Source organism: Terrisporobacter hibernicus (genome assembly GCF_020809405.1).
Taxonomy (GTDB): Bacteria; Bacillota; Clostridia; order Peptostreptococcales; family Peptostreptococcaceae; genus Terrisporobacter; species Terrisporobacter petrolearius.
In genome coordinates, this window is the sequence record NZ_CP081135.1 from 2,103,231 (window position 1) to 2,122,163 (window position 18,933).

The window sequence follows — 18,933 nt, forward strand, 5'->3', positions numbered from 1 at the left end:
AGAATAGTATTACAAAAATAAAATTAGACTTTACTATTTAACTTAGTAATATAAATGGATGTACAAATGTAAAAAAGTATTTTGAGCAATGGTATAAGTCTGAAATTTCATGGCGAACATGTAGTGGATTAAAGCGGTAGCAAAATGATTTACAGACGTAGTTGCTCAAGGACTTATACATTTGAGTAACCAGGATATATCATTGACGATATGGTTCTCAATTTTTGCGACATGAGTGAAGTGAATTTTTTATTATTATAAAAGGTATTTAAGTCAATTATCGAATTGATATAGAAACTGAAAGAATAATTATTGAAAACGACAAAAAGAAAAGGAGAAACTAAAATTATGGAAGGTTTTATTATTTTTGGAATTGTTATTGCTGCACCACTAATGAGCATACAATACTTTTTAAGCTCAAAGTTAAGAAGTCCTATTTGGGGAGGAATAATACCAGTATTTTTATTATTAGCAAATATTTTCGTATTTGCAAAAGGTATAGTGCCTTTAGAAAAAGAATATATTTTTGATTTTGCTATTGTCACTATTACATTTTTTGGTGATTGGGCAATTGGAAGAAATAAATACAAAAAAAACAAACAATCCGAGATAGAAAAAATGAAAGCCAAAGATTTATAAGCTGATATAAATGTATTATATAAACTATAAATATACTTTTTTAATATTGATGAGCCTAATAGCTACTAAGTTAAGAAAAACTTAGTGGCTTATTTTATTAAGATATAAAGTTATGAAGAAAAATTGTGAATTTTCATTTTTATAAATTATAATTTGTGTTCATACTATAATTAAAAAGGTGTAAATTCAATATATAGGATTATTAAGTATATACAGGTTTACCGTAAACATTTGCGGTAAGTCTTTTTTATATTAAAAGTAAATGTTAATATTGGGATAAAAAAAGAAGGGCAATGCTAGTATAACTAGAATGCCCTTTTTTGTATTTATAATATTGGGGGAATATTATGAGGAATACATTTAATAGTGTAGACAGATTTTAAAATTTTATAACACTTTTTTAAAAAAAAATAAAAAAACCCCTAATTTATAGGGGTAACATTGATATTTAAATATAATCTTTGATTACATTTCTTCCTCATCGAACTCATCCATATTAACGGTAGGTATATTTTGCATTACTCCAGGATGCATCATGTTAGGTGGCATTGCCCCTGGGTACATCATTCCAGGGTACATCATATTAGGTGGCATTATACCAGGATACATCATGTTAGGTGGAAACATGCCGGGAAACATCATGTTTGGAGGCATCATAGGAATCATAGGTATATTATTCATGTCATTCATATCATTCATATTATTGTTGTTTTCAAACTCCTCTTGCATGTTGTTAGGCATATTTTCATAAGGATTAAATTGTTGATTATCAACATATTGGTTAGAATATGTTGAGTATTCCGGGTTTATATTTTGATTGAAATTTCCACTTTGGTTATTATTCATAACGTAAGGATTCATGTACATTAAAGGATCTATATATGGTTGAGGGTATATATAGTTTGGATCTATGTTATCGCTCATTCTATTAGGATACATGTTATTATAATTCATTTTAATATGAACTCTCCTTTCAATTTTTAATATAATAAAATTACTAATACTACTAATATATATATTAAAAAAAAATCTAGATATGAGTATTTTAGAAATAGTTACAAATCTAAGAAATATATAAAAAAGGTTGCACAAAGATGACAAATATCATAATATTAATATATGAACAGTTGTTCATATATTAATATTAGTTGGAGGAATATAAATGAAAGATATTATAAATAGATGCGAATGTACTTGTGTACATGAAGAAGTAATATGTAAGGTAAAGGATAAAATGCCTGAAGATGAGAAACTTTATGATTTAGCAGAGTTATTTAAGGTATTTGGTGATACTACAAGAATAAAAATTTTGTACGCTTTATTTGAAGAAGAAATGTGTGTATGTGATATAGCGGACCTTTTAAACATGACTCAATCAGCAATATCTCATCAGTTAAGAGTTTTAAAGCAAGCTAGATTAGTTAAATTTAGAAAAGAGGGCAAGGTCGTTTATTATTCATTGGATGATAATCATATAAATCAAATATTTAACTGTGGCTTATGTCATATAGAGGAAACTTATAATAGATAGGGGGTATAGTGATGTTGACGGCAGTATTGACAAAAAAGGAGCTAATGTTAAATGGATTAACATGTGCTCACTGTGCTGAAACTATAGGAGAAGCTGTAAAAAATATTAATGGGATTGAAAGTAGTAATATGAATTTTATCAGTAAAAAACTAACTTTAGAAATTGATTCTTCTTATAATGAAGAAGCAATAATAAGTGAAGTGATCTCTCTTATTGATTCAATAGAACCAGGACTTGATATTCAAGTACTTGATAAAAAAGTAGGCCCAGGTAATAAAAAAGAGCTAATGTTAAATGGATTAACATGTGCTCATTGTGCAGAAGTAATAGGTGACAAAGTAAAATCTTTAGAAGGAATTCAAAGCAGTAACTTGAATTTTGTAAATAAAAAATTAACACTAGAATTAAATTCTCGAAAAAATGAAGATAAAATAATAGAAGATGTTATTGGTTTGATTGATTCAATAGAACCAGGTCTTGATATTCAAGTGATTGGAAATAAAAATAAGTCATATATAAAGAAAGATATTATTTTAGGAGGACTTAATTGTGCCCATTGTGCAGAAGTAATAGGTAATAAAGTATCTTTGCTAGATGGAGTCAAAAGCTCTAATATGAACTTTGTAAACAAAAAACTATCTGTAGAAATAGATAATACAAAAGAAGATATTACAATAAAAAATATAATAAACATAATAAATGATACAGAACCAGGACTTAATATACAAATTGAAGGAACAAAAGAAAATAAGAAAGTTAAAAAAGAAAGTAAAGCAATAAAAGATAATAATAAATTAAAACTGCTAAAGATATTATTAGGGGCATTTGTATTTATATTTGCATTTTATGAAGAAATGATGGGAGTAGAAAGTAAATATTCAATATTAATATTCTTAGTGTCTTATATATTAGTAGGTGGAGATGTTGTATATAAAGCTTTACGAAATATGACAAAAGGTAGAATATTTGATGAAAACTTTTTAATGACAGTAGCAACAGTTGGTGCAATTGCAATAGGCGATGCATCAGAGGCTGTTGGGGTAATGTTATTTTACAAAGTAGGAGAGTATTTACAAGAACTTGCAGTAGGTAAATCAAGAAAATCTATTTCTGATTTAATGCAAATAAAGCCAGATGTGGCAAACTTAAAAGTAGGTAACTCTATTAAAGTTGTAGATCCAGAAGAAGTAGAAATTGGAGACTTTATAATAGTTAAGCCGGGAGAAAAAGTACCTTTAGATGGTATGGTAATAGAGGGGAATTCAATGGTAGATACATCTGCATTAACTGGAGAGTCTGTTTTAAGAACAGTTAAGTCAGGTGATGAATTATTATCAGGGTTTATTAATAAAAACTCTTTATTAACAGTAAAAGTAACTAAAAGCTTTTCTGAGTCTACTGTATCAAAAATATTAGACTTAGTAGAAAATGCAAGTAGTAAAAAGTCTAAAACAGAAAACTTTATATCTGTATTTTCAAAATACTATACACCAATAGTAGTTATATTAGCTACATTAATAGCAGTAGTTCCACCAATATTTGTTCCAGGAGCAATGTTTAGTGATTGGTTACACAGGGGATTAGTATTCTTAGTTGTATCATGCCCATGTGCTTTAGTTTTGTCTATACCACTAAGTTATTTCAGTGGAATAGGTGTTGCTTCTAGAAATGGTATATTAATAAAAGGAAGTAACTATCTAGAAGCTTTAAGATATGTTGATACAGTAGTATTTGATAAAACAGGAACATTAACAGAAGGTGTATTTGATGTTGTAAAGGTTAAATCTTTTGGAATATCAGAGGAAGAATTAATTAAATATGCCTCTATTGCAGAAGCTAATTCAAATCATCCAATAGCTAAATCTATTTTAAACTACTATAGTAAAGAAATTAATTTAAATAAAATAGAAGGCTATGAAGAAATAGCTGCTCATGGAATAAAAGTAAAATATGAAAATGAAGAAATATTAGCTGGAAATGAAAAATTAATGACAGCTAATAATATAAAAGTAAATAAAAATAAAGAAATAGGAACAGTAGTTTATATAGCAGTTAACAATCAATTTAAAGGATATATAGTTATTTCTGATAAAATAAAATCAGATAGTGAAAAAGCTATTAAGGAAATAAAAGCTCAAGGTATAAAAGAAACTGTTATGCTAACTGGAGATAACAAAGAAGTAGCTGATTCAGTAGCAAAACAATTAAAAGTAGATAAAGTATATTCAAATTTATTGCCAAATGAAAAAGTAGAAAAAATAGAATCTATATATGAAGGTAGAAGTGATAAAGAAAAAATTGCTTTTGTGGGAGATGGAATAAATGATGCTCCAGTTCTTGCTCGTGTTGATGTAGGAATAGCCATGGGTGGTTTAGGATCAGATGCAGCTATAGAAGCAGCAGATATAGTTATAATGACAGATGAACCAAGTAAAATAGCTGAAGGAATAAAAATATCTAAAAAGACTTATAAAATAGTATGGCAAAATATTATCTTTGCATTAGGTATTAAAATTATAGTTATGGTATTTGGAGCTTTAGGCATGGCAAGTATGTGGGAAGCAGTATTTGCTGATGTAGGGGTTGCTTTAATCGCAGTGCTAAATGCAATGAGAATAATGAAATAAAATATAAGAGTACTACTTTGTTATATTATGAATGTAATATTTATATATACAAAGTAGTATTTTTATTTGATTATTAAAAAATAAGCTTTTGCTTTTGTTATATAATAAAAATAGGAGTTTAAAGAAAAAATGTAGTTTAATAAAGAGAAGATATTACTGTGAGAATGATTAAAAAACCTGGCTATTTCAACGTGAAATCAAATGTTGAAATAAATGGAATTTAATAATAAATTATAAAATATCATTTATTTCATAAAAAACTTTAAAAAAAGTATTGACTGTATTTTATTATGATGATATAGTATTACTTGTCCTTGAGACAGGGACAAAACGTCAACAAAAAACTTTTTAAAAAAGTTGTTGACAAGAAAAAACAGCTTTGATAAAATAAAGAAGCTGAAACGAGCAAAGAACTTTGAAAATTAAACAGTAGGTTAACAATAAATTAATTCTTTAAGAATTAAACTGAAACAACAAACAAACCAAGCCAGATATTCAGATAATGATTAGTCTGAGCAATGGACAACTTTTTTATGAGAGTTTGATCCTGGCTCAGGATGAACGCTGGCGGCGTGCCTAACACATGCAAGTCGAGCGATTTACTTCGGTAAAGAGCGGCGGACGGGTGAGTAACGCGTGGGTAACCTGCCTCATACACATGGATAACATACCGAAAGGTATGCTAATACAGGATAATATAAGAGATTCACATGGATTTTTTATCAAAGCTCCGGCGGTATGAGATGGACCCGCGTCTGATTAGCTAGTTGGTAAGGTAATGGCTTACCAAGGCGACGATCAGTAGCCGACCTGAGAGGGTGATCGGCCACATTGGAACTGAGACACGGTCCAAACTCCTACGGGAGGCAGCAGTGGGGAATATTGCACAATGGGCGAAAGCCTGATGCAGCAACGCCGCGTGAGTGATGAAGGCCTTCGGGTCGTAAAACTCTGTCCTCAAGGAAGATAATGACGGTACTTGAGGAGGAAGCCCCGGCTAACTACGTGCCAGCAGCCGCGGTAATACGTAGGGGCTAGCGTTATCCGGATTTACTGGGCGTAAAGGGTGCGTAGGTGGTTTTTTAAGTCAGGAGTGAAAGGCTACGGCTCAACCGTAGTAAGCTCTTGAAACTGGAAAACTTGAGTGCAGGAGAGGAAAGTGGAATTCCTAGTGTAGCGGTGAAATGCGTAGATATTAGGAGGAACACCAGTAGCGAAGGCGGCTTTCTGGACTGTAACTGACACTGAGGCACGAAAGCGTGGGGAGCAAACAGGATTAGATACCCTGGTAGTCCACGCCGTAAACGATGAGTACTAGGTGTCGGGGGTTACCCCCCTCGGTGCCGCAGCTAACGCATTAAGTACTCCGCCTGGGGAGTACGCTCGCAAGAGTGAAACTCAAAGGAATTGACGGGGACCCGCACAAGTAGCGGAGCATGTGGTTTAATTCGAAGCAACGCGAAGAACCTTACCTAAGCTTGACATCCTTTTGACCGATGCCTAATCGCATTTTTCCCTTCGGGGACAGAAGTGACAGGTGGTGCATGGTTGTCGTCAGCTCGTGTCGTGAGATGTTGGGTTAAGTCCCGCAACGAGCGCAACCCTTGCCTTTAGTTGCCAGCATTAAGTTGGGCACTCTAGAGGGACTGCCAGGGATAACCTGGAGGAAGGTGGGGATGACGTCAAATCATCATGCCCCTTATGCTTAGGGCTACACACGTGCTACAATGGGTGGTACAGAGGGCAGCCAAGTCGTGAGGCCGAGCTAATCCCTTAAAGCCATTCTCAGTTCGGATTGTAGGCTGAAACTCGCCTACATGAAGCTGGAGTTACTAGTAATCGCAGATCAGAATGCTGCGGTGAATGCGTTCCCGGGTCTTGTACACACCGCCCGTCACACCACGGAAGTTGGGGGCGCCCGAAGCCACTTAGCTAACCCTTTTGGGAAGCGAGTGTCGAAGGTGAAATCAATAACTGGGGTGAAGTCGTAACAAGGTAGCCGTATCGGAAGGTGCGGCTGGATCACCTCCTTTCTAGGGAGAATTAACCTACTGTTTAATTTTGAGCGTTCTTTGAACACTCAATTTGTACTTACTTGTTAAGTGCTTTAGTACTTTGAAAACTGCATAACATTTAGTGATATGACATTATATAAAGAAGAAGATAAACTTCTTAAAAAATATATCATATAAAGAAGATAACTTTTAAAAATATCAAACTTTGAGCAATGGGATTTGTCTGAATGTATATGAAGACAAAGACATTGGCGAAGCATTTTAATAACTGGTCAAGTTATTAAGGGTGTAGGGCGAATGCCTTGGCACTAGGAGCCGATGAAGGACGCGATAAGCTGCGATAAGCTTGGGGGAGTTGCACGTAAACTGTGATCCCAAGATTTCCGAATGAGGAAACTCACTTAGAGTAATGTCTAAGTATCGTATAGTGAATACATAGCTATACGAGGGGAACCCGGGGAACTGAAACATCTAAGTACCCGGAGGAAGAGAAAGAAATTCGATTCCGTAAGTAGCGGCGAGCGAACGCGGAACAGGCCAAACCAGTGAAGTTTTCTTCACTGGGGTTGCGGACATATCATAACGAAGAGGCTATTGTAGACGAAGAGAGTTGGAAAGCTCCGCTATAAAGTGTAAAAGCCACGTAGTCAAAACAAGAAGACTTCAGATATGATCCAGAGTACCACGGGACACGTGAAACCCTGTGGGAAGCAGGAGGGACCATCCTCCAAGCCTAAATACTACCTAGTGACCGATAGCGTATAGTACCGTGAGGGAAAGGTGAAAAGAACCCCGGGAGGGAGTGAAATAGAACCTGAAACCCTACACTTACAAGCTGTAGGAGCACATTATTTGTGTGACTGCGTACTTTTTGTAGAACGGGCCAACGAGTTACGTTACCTAGCAAGGTTAAGCACTTAAGGTGTGGAGCCGCAGCGAAAGCGAGTCTTAACTGGGCGTATAGTTAGTTGACGTAGACCCGAAACCGGGCGACCTATCCATGGGCAGGTTGAAGCGAAAGTAAAATTTCGTGGAGGACCGAACCCACGAGCGTTGAAAAGCTCGGGGATGACCTGTGGATAGCGGTGAAATTCCAATCGAGCCCGGAGATAGCTGGTTCTCTCCGAAATAGCTTTAGGGCTAGCCTCAAGATTTAGAGAAACGGGGTAGAGCACTGAATGTCCTAGGGGTATTGCACTTACCGAAGACTATCAAACTCCGAATACCGTATTCTTATGCTTGGGAGTCAGACTGTGGGTGATAAGATTCATAGTCAAAAGGGCAACAGCCCAGATCGTCAGCTAAGGTCCCTAAATGTACGTTAAGTGGTAAAGGATGTGGGATTGCACAGACAACCAGGATGTTGGCTTAGAAGCAGCCACTCATTTAAAGAGTGCGTAATAGCTCACTGGTCGAGTGATCCTGCGCCGAAAATTTCCGGGGCTAAAACGTACTACCGAAGCTACGGCATCATTTATGATGGGTAGGAGAGCTTTCTATACGGATTGAAGCATTACCGTAAGGAGATGTGGACTGTATAGAAGTGAGAATGTTGGCATGAGTAGCGAGATGTGGGTGAGAATCCCACAGGCCGTAAACCCAAGGTTTCCAGGGGAAGGTTCGTCCGCCCTGGGTTAGTCAGGACCTAAGCCGAGGCCGAAAGGCGTAGGTGATGGACAACAGGTTGATATTCCTGTACCACCAATAACCGTTTGAGAAATGGGATGACACAGTAGGATAAGCTAACCGCACTGTTGGTTATGTGCGGGCAAGTATTGAGGCAGTTCTAATAGGCAAATCCGTTAGAATAATGCTGGGGTACGATGCGGAGCGAAATTTAGTAGCGAAGTAGCTGATTTCACACTGTCGAGAAAAGTCTCTATCGAGGTTAAAGGTGCCTGTACCGCAAACCGACACAGGTGGGTGAGGAGAGTATCCTAAGGCCAGCCAGAGAACTGTTGTTAAGGAACTCGGCAAAATGACCCCGTAACTTAGGGAGAAGGGGTGCCATGGAAACATGGCCGCAGAGAATAGGCCCAAGCGACTGTTTACCAAAAACATAGGTTTCTGCTAAGTCGCAAGACGATGTATAGGAGCTGACGCCTGCCCGGTGCTGGAAGGTTAAGGGGATCTGTTAGGGTAACCGAAGCAGTGAACTTAAGCCCCAGTAAACGGCGGCCGTAACTATAACGGTCCTAAGGTAGCGAAATTCCTTGTCGGGTAAGTTCCGACCCGCACGAAAGGCGTAACGATTTGGGCACTGTCTCAACAACAGACTGGGTGAAATTGTAATACCGGTGAAGATGCCGGTTACCTGCGACAGGACGGAAAGACCCCATGGAGCTTTACTGTAGCTTGACATTGAGTCTCGGTGCTACATGTACAGGATAGGTGGGAGGCTATGAAGCATGGACGTCAGTCTGTGTGGAGCCATCCTTGGGATACCACCCTTGTAGTACTGGGATTCTAACCAGCTGCCTTGAATCAGGTAGTGGGACACTGTCAGGTGGACAGTTTGACTGGGGCGGTCGCCTCCTAAAGAGTAACGGAGGCGCTCAAAGGTTCTCTCAGTACGGTCGGAAATCGTACGTAGAGTGTAAAGGCAGAAGAGAGCTTGATTGCAAGACATACAGGTCGAGCAAGGACGAAAGTCGGACTTAGTGATCCGGTGGTACCGCATGGAAGGGCCATCGCTCAACGGATAAAAGCTACCCTGGGGATAACAGGCTGATCTCCCCCAAGAGTCCACATCGACGGGGAGGTTTGGCACCTCGATGTCGGCTCATCACATCCTGGGGCTGTAGTAGGTCCCAAGGGTTGGGCTGTTCGCCCATTAAAGTGGTACGCGAGCTGGGTTCAGAACGTCGTGAGACAGTTCGGTCCCTATCCGTCGCAGGCGTAGGAAATTTGAGGAGACCTGTCCTTAGTACGAGAGGACCGGGATGGACGTACCGCTGGTGTACCAGTTGTTCTGCCAAGGGCATAGCTGGGTAGCTAAGTACGGAAAGGATAAGCGCTGAAAGCATCTAAGCGCGAAGCCTACTTCGAGATAAGATTTCCCACCGCAAGGTTAAGACCCCATGAAGACTACATGGTTGATAGGTCAGAGGTGGAAGTGTGGTAACATATGTAGCTTACTGATACTAATAGGTCGAGGACTTGACCAAAAAAATAATGGAAACATTAAATGTTAGCAGTTTTGAAAGTACTAACAAAAGTTAATACTTAAAAACACTTTGAGCAACGGATTTTTCTGAAGCGAAAGCAAAGAAATATCGTTGGCGATATGAGTGTAATGAATTTTATGTGGTTATTATAGCAAAGAGGATACACCTGTTCCCATTCCGAACACAGAAGTTAAGCTCTTGAGCGGCGATGGTACTTGGGGGGCGACCCCCTGGGAGAGTAGCACGTAGCCACGTAAAGTGCTGGTGTGGCTCAACGGTAGAGCAGCTGACTTGTAATCAGCAGGTTGTAGGTTCAATTCCTATCACCAGCTCCATAATATCGCGGAATGGAGCAGTTGGCAGCTCGTCGGGCTCATAACCCGAAGGTCACAGGTTCAAGTCCTGTTTCCGCAACCATTTTTAAATTATGGCTCATTGGTCAAGCGGTCAAGACACCGCCCTTTCACGGCGGTAACAGGGGTTCGATTCCCCTATGAGTCACCATGCGGGTGTAGCTCAATGGTAGAGTTCCGGCCTTCCAAGCCGGCTGTGAGGGTTCGATCCCCTTCACCCGCTCCAATTTAATTAATTCCCGGGACCATAGCTCAGCTGGGAGAGCACCTGCCTTACAAGCAGGGGGTCACAGGTTCGAGCCCTGTTGGTCCCACCATTAAAAACACAAACGCGGCCTGGTAGTTCAGTTGGTTAGAATGCCAGCCTGTCACGCTGGAGGTCGAGGGTTCGAACCCCTTCCAGGTCGCCATAATTATGACTCATTAGCTCAGTCGGTAGAGCACTTGACTTTTAATCAAGGTGTCCGGAGTTCGAATCTCCGATGGGTCACCAATTATTGATAAAAACCATGTATAAATTTATACATGGTTTTTTATTTTACTAAAATAAAATGCATTATGAGAGTTAGAGCTTATTTTTATATAAGCTCTATTTTTATTGCATAGTTTATTATTTACTACTCATTATTAATAAACTCCTGGCAATATGAGGTTTATTATTAAAACATTATATTATAAATTATTTAAATTATTTTAAATGGGTAATATATATTAATGAATAAATTTTATAATAAATGTTTATACAAAAGGTCAATAATCGAATTATTATGGTATAATTATTATTGTAATTATACGGAACGGATGTTCTAAAGGAGTGAGGAGATATGGATTTTGAAATTCAATCAGCTTTTAAGCCAACAGGGGATCAGCCAGAAGCAATAAAAGAGATTGTTACTTCAATTAATAAGGATGAAAAATTTCAAACATTACTAGGGGTAACAGGTTCGGGTAAAACTTTTACTATGGCAAATATAATTAGAGAGGTAAAGAAACCAACCTTAATCCTAGCTCATAATAAAACTTTAGCCGCTCAATTATATAGTGAGTTTAAAGAATTTTTCCCTAATAATGCAGTTGAATACTTTGTAAGTTATTATGATTATTATCAACCAGAAGCTTATGTGGCATCTAGTGATACATACATAGAAAAAGATTCAAGTATAAATGATGAAATAGATAAACTAAGACACTCAGCCACAGCATCTATATTAGAAAGAGATGATGTAATTGTAGTATCTTCTGTTTCTTGTATTTATGGTATAGGAGATCCAGACGATTATAAAAAGCTTATGTTATCTATTAGAACAGGAATGGAAATTGATAGAGATACACTTATAAGAAAATTAGTTGACATACAATATGAAAGAAATGATATTAACTTTGTTAGAGGAACTTTTAGAGTTAGGGGAGATATTTTAGAATTATTCCCAGCAAGTGATGATGAGAAAGCTATAAGAATAGAATTTTTTGGGGATGAAATAGATAGAATAGTGGAAATTGACTATGTAACAGGGAAGATTTTAGGAACAAGAAGTTATATAGCAGTATTCCCAGCATCACATTATGTTACAACTCCAGAAAAAGTTGCTCACGCAGTGGAAGCTATTGAAAAAGAGCTATTAGAAAGAGTTCAATATTTTAAAGAAAATGATAAATTAATAGAAGCTCAGAGAATTGAACAAAGAACTAAATATGATATAGAGATGCTTAATGAAATAGGTACTTGTCAGGGAATAGAAAACTATTCAAGACATATAACAGGAAGAGAAGAAGGTGAAAAACCTTATACATTAATGAGTTTCTTCCCAGATGATTTTTTATTAATAATAGATGAATCTCACGTTACTATTCCTCAAGTTAGAGGTATGTATGCAGGAGACCGCTCAAGGAAACAATCATTGATAGAAAATGGATTTAGATTACCTTCTGCTTATGACAATAGACCTTTAAATTTCTCTGAATTTGAAGAAAATATAAATCAAGTACTGTTTGTTTCTGCAACACCAGGGGCTTATGAAATAGAGCATTCTACAACTGTGGCACAGCAAATAATAAGACCAACAGGTTTACTGGACCCAGTTATAGAAGTAAGGCCAATTGAAAATCAAATAGATAATTTAGTTGGTGAAATAAATGAGGTTGTCGAAAGGAAAGAAAGAGTATTAATTACAACTTTAACTAAGAAAATGAGTGAAGATTTAACTAACTATTTAAAAGAGATAGGAATAAGGGTTAAATATTTACATTCAGATATAGATACACTGGAAAGAACTGAAATAATTAGAGACTTAAGGCTGGGCAAATTTGATGTATTAGTAGGTATAAACTTACTTAGAGAAGGTTTGGATATACCTGAGGTTTCTTTAGTTGCCATATTAGATGCTGATAAAGAAGGTTTCTTAAGGTCTGAAACTTCATTAATACAGACAGTAGGACGTGCGGCTAGAAACTCGGAAGGTAGAGTTATAATGTATGCTGATAAGATTACACGTTCTATGGCAGCAACTATTGAAGAAACTAAGAGAAGAAGAGAAATACAGTCTCAATATAACGAAGAAAACGGAATAACTCCTAAAACTATTGTTAAAGAAGTTAGGGATAGTATAGAAACACTTAAACCAGCTGATGAAGAAGTTGTATTTGGAATTGCTGAGAGTGAAGATGAATATGAAGTTCAAAATAATATAGAAACGCTACAAAAAGAAATGATGGAAGCTGCACAAAACTTACAATTTGAAAGAGCAGCTCAGCTAAGAGATAAGATAAAAGAGTTGGAAGAAAGGATAAAGAATTAATGGAAGATAAAATCATTATAAAAGGCGCAAAAGAACATAACCTTAAAAATGTCAGTATAGAACTTCCTAGAAATAAGTTTATAGTTTTCACAGGGCTATCGGGTTCTGGAAAATCTTCTTTAGCTTTTGATACTATTTATGCAGAAGGTCAAAGAAGATATGTGGAAAGTTTATCAGCTTATGCTAGACAGTTTTTAGGTCAAATGGAAAAACCAAATGTGGAATATATAGAAGGTTTATCACCAGCAATATCTATAGATCAAAAAACAACATCAAAAAATCCTCGTTCTACAGTGGGTACTGTAACAGAAATTTATGATTACTTAAGGCTTTTATTTGCAAGAGTTGGGGATGTATATTGCCCTACATGTGGTGAACCAATATCTCAAATGACCATACAAGAAATAGTAGATAAAGTAATTGAATTACCTGAAAGAACTAAGATTCAAATTTTATCTCCCGTAGTAAGAGGTCAAAAAGGAACACACAAAAAACTTATAGAGAGTATTGCTAAAGATGGTTTCGTAAGAATAAGAGTTAATGGAGAAAATCAGGAAGTAAGCGATGAGATTAACTTAGAAAAAAATAAAAAACACAATATAGAGGTTGTTGTAGATAGAATAGTTGTAAAAGATGGAATAGAAGGAAGGCTTGCTGATTCCATAGAAACGGCTGTAAAATTGTCTGATGGGCTTGTTATAGCGCAAATAATAGACGGAGAAGAAATATTATTTTCTACTAAATTTGCTTGTCCAGAACATGGAATAGGAATCGAAGAATTATCACCAAGAATGTTTTCATTCAATGCTCCATTTGGTGCCTGTGATGTATGCAAAGGTCTAGGAGAAAGTAGAGAAGTTGACCCAGATCTTATTATACCAAACAAGGAATTAAGTATTAAACAAGGAGCTATAGCAGCTTGGGGAAGTGTAAGTACAAGTGATGATACATATTATAGTAAAATGGTGCAAAGTTTAGCAGAGCATTTTAATGTATCTTTAGATACACCATTTAAGGACTTACCAGAAGATTTTGTTCAAGAATTACTTTACGGTGAAAATAATGTAATGGTTCAATTTATATTTGATTCAAAATTTGGTGGAAGAAGAGAATATAAAGCTCCTTTTGAAGGTGTAATAGTAAACCTTGAAAGAAGATATAGAGAAACTAACTCAGAATATTCAAGAGATAAAATAGAAGAATATATGGCTGAAAGACCTTGTCCAAAATGTAAAGGTAATAGGCTTAAAAAAGAAGTACTATCTGTTTTAATAGGTGGAAAAAATATAATGGAAGTTACAGATTTATCTGTAAAAGAATTACTAAATTTTGTTCAAAACTTAGAGCTAAGTGAAAAAAATAAGTTTATAGCCCATGAAATTTTAAAGGAAATAAATGAAAGAGCATCTTTCTTAAAAGATGTTGGACTTGAATATTTAACTTTATCAAGAAAAGCTGGAACTTTATCAGGAGGAGAAGCGCAAAGAATTAGGCTTGCTACTCAAATAGGTTCTGCTTTAGTGGGAGTTTTATATGTACTAGACGAGCCAAGTATAGGTCTTCATCAAAGAGACAATGAAAAATTAATAGGAACTTTGAGACATTTAACTGATCTTGGAAATACATTAATTGTAGTTGAACATGATGAAGACACTATGAGAGAAGCTGACCATGTAGTAGATATAGGGCCAGGTGCAGGTATTCATGGTGGAGAAATAGTAGCTCAGGGTACTTTAGATGAAATATTAGAAAATCCTAATTCCATGACGGGATTATATTTAAGTGGTAAAAAAGTAATAGAAATACCTGATAGCATAAGAGAAGGTAATGGGAACTTTATAGAAATTAAAGGTGCCACAGAAAATAACTTAAAAAACATTAATGCAAAGATACCTCTTGGGAAATTTGTATGTATAACTGGTGTATCAGGATCAGGTAAAAGTTCATTAATTAACTCTATTTTGTACAAGGGTGTAGCAAGTAAAGTTAATAGATTAAGACAAAGACCTGGAAAACATAAAGAAATTCAAGGTATTGAAAATATAGATAAAGTAATAAATATAGATCAAAGCCCAATAGGAAGAACTCCTAGATCAAACCCTGCAACCTACACAGGTGTATTTGATCAAATAAGAGACTTATTTGCTACAACTAATGAAGCTAAAGCTAGAGGATACAAAAAAGGAAGATTTAGTTTTAATGTTAAAGGTGGCAGATGTGAAGCTTGTAAAGGTGATGGTATAATTAAAATAGAAATGCATTTCTTGCCTGATGTTTATGTCCCTTGCGAAATATGTAAAGGGGAGAGATACAATAGAGAAACTTTACAAGTTAAATATAAAGACAAGAGTATAGCAGATATTTTAGACATGAATGTGGAAGAAGCAGTAAAGTTCTTTGAAAACATACCATCAATAAAAAGAAAGCTGGAAACACTAATGGATGTAGGACTTTCTTATATTAAACTTGGCCAACCTTCAACTCAGTTATCAGGAGGAGAAGCACAAAGAATTAAACTTGCAACAGAATTAAGTAAAAGACCAACAGGAAAGACTTTATATATTCTTGATGAACCTACAACAGGACTTCATATGGCAGATGTTGATAAGTTAGTTCATGTTTTACAAAAGTTAGCTGATACAGGAAATACTATAGTTGTTATAGAACATAATTTAGATGTTATAAAAACTAGTGACTATATTATAGACCTAGGGCCAGAAGGAGGAGACAAAGGTGGAAAAATAATAGCCACTGGAACTCCTAAAGAAGTATCTAAAGTAAAAGGTTCATACACGGGACAATTCCTGAAAAAGTATTTTGAATAAGTATGGAATTTGAATATTTTAAAAGACTAAAGAAAAACTTCTAATTTTTATATATAAGATTAGAAGTTTTATTATAGGAGTTAACTTTGAGCAACGCAGTTACCTGAAGTGAGTCACCCATGCAGTGGCTCAAAGCGGTAGCGAAGGTAACTAGTTAGCGATATAAGGGAAGCGAATTTTTGGAGGAAAAAGTGTTTGATATACAAGAGCAATTAAAAAAACTACCAGCTGAGCCTGGAGTATATTTAATGAAGGATGAAAATAACAAAATAATCTATGTGGGAAAAGCTATCTCATTAAAAAATAGAGTAAGACAATATTTTCAATCATCAAAAAATCATTCTTCGAAAGTAAAATCAATGGTTAAAAATATCAAATCCTTTGAATATATAATCACTGATTCAGAGCTAGAAGCTTTAATTTTAGAGTGTAATTTAATTAAAAAATATAGACCAAAGTATAATGTATTGCTAAGAGATGACAAAACTTATCCTTATATAAAAGTAACAGTGAATGAGGATTTCCCAAGAGTATTAAAAGTTAGAAGAGTACTTAGAGATAAGGCAAAATATTTTGGACCATATACAAATGTGGAAGCAGTCAATGATACTTTAGATGTTATAAGAAATATTTATCCCATAAGAACTTGCAATGTAGATATTGAAAGAGCTATAAAAAGCAATATGAGGCCTTGTTTAAATCTTCATATAAAAAGATGTGTGGGACCTTGTACTGGAAATGTTTCAAAAGAAGAATATAACAAAATGATAGAAGAAATATTATTATTTTTATCTGGAAAAGAAGAAACTTTAATAGAAATTTTAAAAGAAAAAATGAATAAATGTTCTATGGAATTTAATTTTGAAGAAGCGGCTCTATACAGAGATAAAATAATAAACCTTCAAGATATGATGCAAAAACAAAAAATTGATGTATCTACAGATGATGTTAATCAAGATATTATTGCTATGGCTTATAATGATGAAGAGGCTTGTGTGCAATCATTTTTCATTAGGCATGGGAAAATTGTTGGAAGAGAGCACTTCATATTAGAAGGAACAAAAGATTCTAGTAAGGAGTCTATACTTAGTTCTTTTGTAAAACAATTTTATATGAAAGCAGAATATATTCCTAAGGAAATTATTATTGAATGCGAAATAGAAGATCAGGTAGTTCTTGAAGAGTGGTTATCAAATATTAAAGGTCAAAAAGTATTTATAAGAGTTCCGCAAAAAGGAGATAAAAAAAGTTTGATATCAATGGTTAAGAAAAATGCCATGGAATATTTAGAAAAATTCTCTAATTTAAATAAAAGAAAATATGAAAAAAGCGAAGGGGCTTTAATAGAGCTGGCGGAAGTACTAGGTTTGGAAGAACCACCAAGAAGAATAGAATCCTATGATATATCTAACATACAAGGTGTAGATTCCATAGGTGTTATGGTTGTTTTTACAAATGGACTTAAAGATAAAAAAGAATATAGAAGATACAAAATAAAAACTGTAGAAGGTCCCAATGACTATGACTCTATGGCAGAAATTTTAGATAGACGATTGCAAAAAGGGGATTTTCCTGATTTAATATTACTAGATGGTGGAAAAGGTCAAGTTAGTGCTGTAAAAAAAGTTTTTGACAAATATGGAATAGATATTCCTTTATGGGGAATGTATAAAGATGATAAACATAGAACAAAAGGATTAATATGTGCATCAAAGGAAATTGAACTTGATAAAACATCAAATTTATATAGATTCGTTGCAAGTATACAAGAAGAAGTGCATAACTATGCCATAAGTTATCACAGAAGCTTGAGAAATAAATCATTAACAAAATCTTCTTTGGACCATATTCCTGGTGTGGGAGAAAAAAGAAAAAAAGCTTTATTATCTCATTTTAAAAGTATTGAAGATATAAAAAACGCATCTGTGGAGGAATTATCGAAGGTAGAAGGATTAAATAAAAGTGTAGCTGAAAATATTTATGATTATTTTAGAAAGGGAGAGTAAATAATTGATAGAAACAGTAAAAGACATAGTATCTATATCTCAATTAGTTGAGGATTTAAATTTGGAAGTAGTATATATGCCAAAAGGTAAAGAATACTACGTGGAGTCAGAAGATGTAAATAGAACAGGTCTACCACTAGCTGGATATTTTGAGTATTTTCCATATGAGAGAATTCAAATAATAGGAAGAACAGAATATACTTATTTTCAAAATATAAAAAAAGAAGAAAGAGAAAAAAGACTAGATAAGTTTTTCTCTTATGAAATACCTGTATTAATAGTCACAAGGGACTTAAATATAGATGAAGACATAATAGCAAGTGCTAAAAAATATAACAGAGTGGTTTTAAGTAGTAAATGCAATACTACAAGATTTATTAATAGACTATCCAATTATTTAGATAATAAGCTGGCTCCTCATGTTACTATGCATGGAGTTTTAGTAGATGTATATGGTATAGGTGTGTTGATAAAAGGTGAGAGTAGCATAGGTAAATCAGAAACTGCTTTAGAATTGATACAAAAAGGTCATAGACTTGTAGCTGATGATGCTGTTGAAATCAGAAAAGTTGATGATAGTAGATTAGTAGGACAAGCACCTGAAATATTAAAACACTATATGGAAATTAGAGGAATTGGCATAATAGATGTAAAGAGTTTATATGGTGTTGGAGCCATAAAAAATCAAAAAGCTATTGATATAGTAATTGAACTGGAGAATTGGAATCAACAAAAGTATTATGATAGATTAGGTTTAGACAGGGAATATGAAGAAATACTAGGAAGACAAGTTGAAAAACTAGTAATACCTGTTAAACCAGGAAGAAATACTTCTATGATAATTGAAGTTGCAGCTATGAATTTTAGACAAAAGGGAATGGGTATTGATGCAGCTCAAGAATTTACACAAAAATTATCTCAAGTAATTGATAAATAAATTAAAAAGAAGCTATGATATTTTAAAAATATCATAAC

General features: G+C 34.9%; 8 protein-coding genes, 7 tRNA genes and 3 rRNA genes. 17 read left to right on the plus strand and 1 reads right to left on the minus strand.

What is annotated here, in order from left to right:
• Nucleotides 1-348 precede the first annotated feature (348 nt).
• Entirely contained in the window at nucleotides 349-639 is a 291-nt protein-coding gene (locus JW646_RS10480; protein ID WP_228415172.1) for a hypothetical protein, read from the plus strand.
• 465 nt (nucleotides 640-1,104) lie between these two features.
• Here the strand turns inward: JW646_RS10480 and JW646_RS10485 are convergent, their stop codons facing one another.
• Nucleotides 1,105-1,593, minus strand: coding sequence for a hypothetical protein (locus JW646_RS10485; protein ID WP_074920359.1), 489 nt, complete (start codon nucleotides 1,591-1,593; stop codon nucleotides 1,105-1,107).
• Between the two features lie 208 nt (nucleotides 1,594-1,801).
• Between JW646_RS10485 and JW646_RS10490 the strand changes: the two genes are divergently transcribed.
• The 16 genes from JW646_RS10490 to hprK all read left to right on the plus strand — a co-directional run bounded on the left by JW646_RS10490 (nucleotide 1,802) and on the right by hprK (nucleotide 18,895).
• Nucleotides 1,802-2,170, plus strand: coding sequence for an ArsR/SmtB family transcription factor (locus JW646_RS10490; protein ID WP_074920360.1), 369 nt, complete (start codon nucleotides 1,802-1,804; stop codon nucleotides 2,168-2,170).
• An 11-nt stretch (nucleotides 2,171-2,181) separates the two neighbouring features.
• Nucleotides 2,182-4,797 carry a heavy metal translocating P-type ATPase gene (locus JW646_RS10495; protein WP_228415173.1) on the plus strand — a complete coding sequence of 872 codons (2,616 nt, stop codon included), beginning with the start codon at nucleotides 2,182-2,184 and terminating at the stop codon, nucleotides 4,795-4,797.
• Nucleotides 4,798-5,326: 529 nt separating this feature from the next.
• Nucleotides 5,327-6,830: ribosomal RNA gene (locus JW646_RS10500) — 16S ribosomal RNA — on the plus strand.
• Nucleotides 6,831-7,082: 252 nt separating this feature from the next.
• Nucleotides 7,083-9,979: ribosomal RNA gene (locus JW646_RS10505) — 23S ribosomal RNA — on the plus strand.
• 138 nt (nucleotides 9,980-10,117) lie between these two features.
• A 5S ribosomal RNA gene (rrf, locus tag JW646_RS10510) occupies nucleotides 10,118-10,234 on the plus strand.
• The 16S, 23S and 5S rRNA genes sit together here with 7 tRNA genes alongside, the layout of an rRNA operon.
• A gap of 5 nt (nucleotides 10,235-10,239) precedes the next feature.
• A tRNA-Thr gene (locus tag JW646_RS10515) sits at nucleotides 10,240-10,314 on the plus strand.
• Between the two features lie 6 nt (nucleotides 10,315-10,320).
• Nucleotides 10,321-10,396 (plus strand) — tRNA-Met (locus JW646_RS10520).
• A 12-nt stretch (nucleotides 10,397-10,408) separates the two neighbouring features.
• Nucleotides 10,409-10,483 (plus strand) — tRNA-Glu (locus JW646_RS10525).
• 1 nt (nucleotide 10,484) lies between these two features.
• Nucleotides 10,485-10,558: transfer RNA gene (locus JW646_RS10530), tRNA-Gly, on the plus strand.
• A 15-nt stretch (nucleotides 10,559-10,573) separates the two neighbouring features.
• Nucleotides 10,574-10,649 (plus strand) — tRNA-Val (locus JW646_RS10535).
• Nucleotides 10,650-10,665: 16 nt separating this feature from the next.
• Nucleotides 10,666-10,742, plus strand: a tRNA-Asp gene (locus tag JW646_RS10540).
• Between the two features lie 7 nt (nucleotides 10,743-10,749).
• Nucleotides 10,750-10,825 (plus strand) — tRNA-Lys (locus JW646_RS10545).
• A 331-nt stretch (nucleotides 10,826-11,156) separates the two neighbouring features.
• Nucleotides 11,157-13,127 carry an excinuclease ABC subunit UvrB gene (uvrB, locus tag JW646_RS10550; RefSeq protein ID WP_074920010.1) on the plus strand — a complete coding sequence of 657 codons (1,971 nt, stop codon included), beginning with the start codon at nucleotides 11,157-11,159 and terminating at the stop codon, nucleotides 13,125-13,127.
• Nucleotides 13,127-15,952 (plus strand): excinuclease ABC subunit UvrA, encoded by a 2,826-nt coding sequence (gene uvrA / locus JW646_RS10555; protein WP_228415174.1) that lies wholly within the window; start codon nucleotides 13,127-13,129, stop codon nucleotides 15,950-15,952. The genes uvrB and uvrA overlap by 1 nt, the downstream gene beginning before the upstream one ends.
• 191 nt (nucleotides 15,953-16,143) lie before the next feature.
• Complete coding sequence (gene uvrC, locus JW646_RS10560; protein ID WP_228415175.1) at nucleotides 16,144-17,958, plus strand: excinuclease ABC subunit UvrC; 1,815 nt, start codon at nucleotides 16,144-16,146, stop codon at nucleotides 17,956-17,958.
• A gap of 4 nt (nucleotides 17,959-17,962) precedes the next feature.
• Nucleotides 17,963-18,895 carry an HPr(Ser) kinase/phosphatase gene (gene hprK, locus JW646_RS10565; RefSeq protein ID WP_139216811.1) on the plus strand — a complete coding sequence of 311 codons (933 nt, stop codon included), beginning with the start codon at nucleotides 17,963-17,965 and terminating at the stop codon, nucleotides 18,893-18,895.
• Nucleotides 18,896-18,933 lie beyond the last annotated feature (38 nt).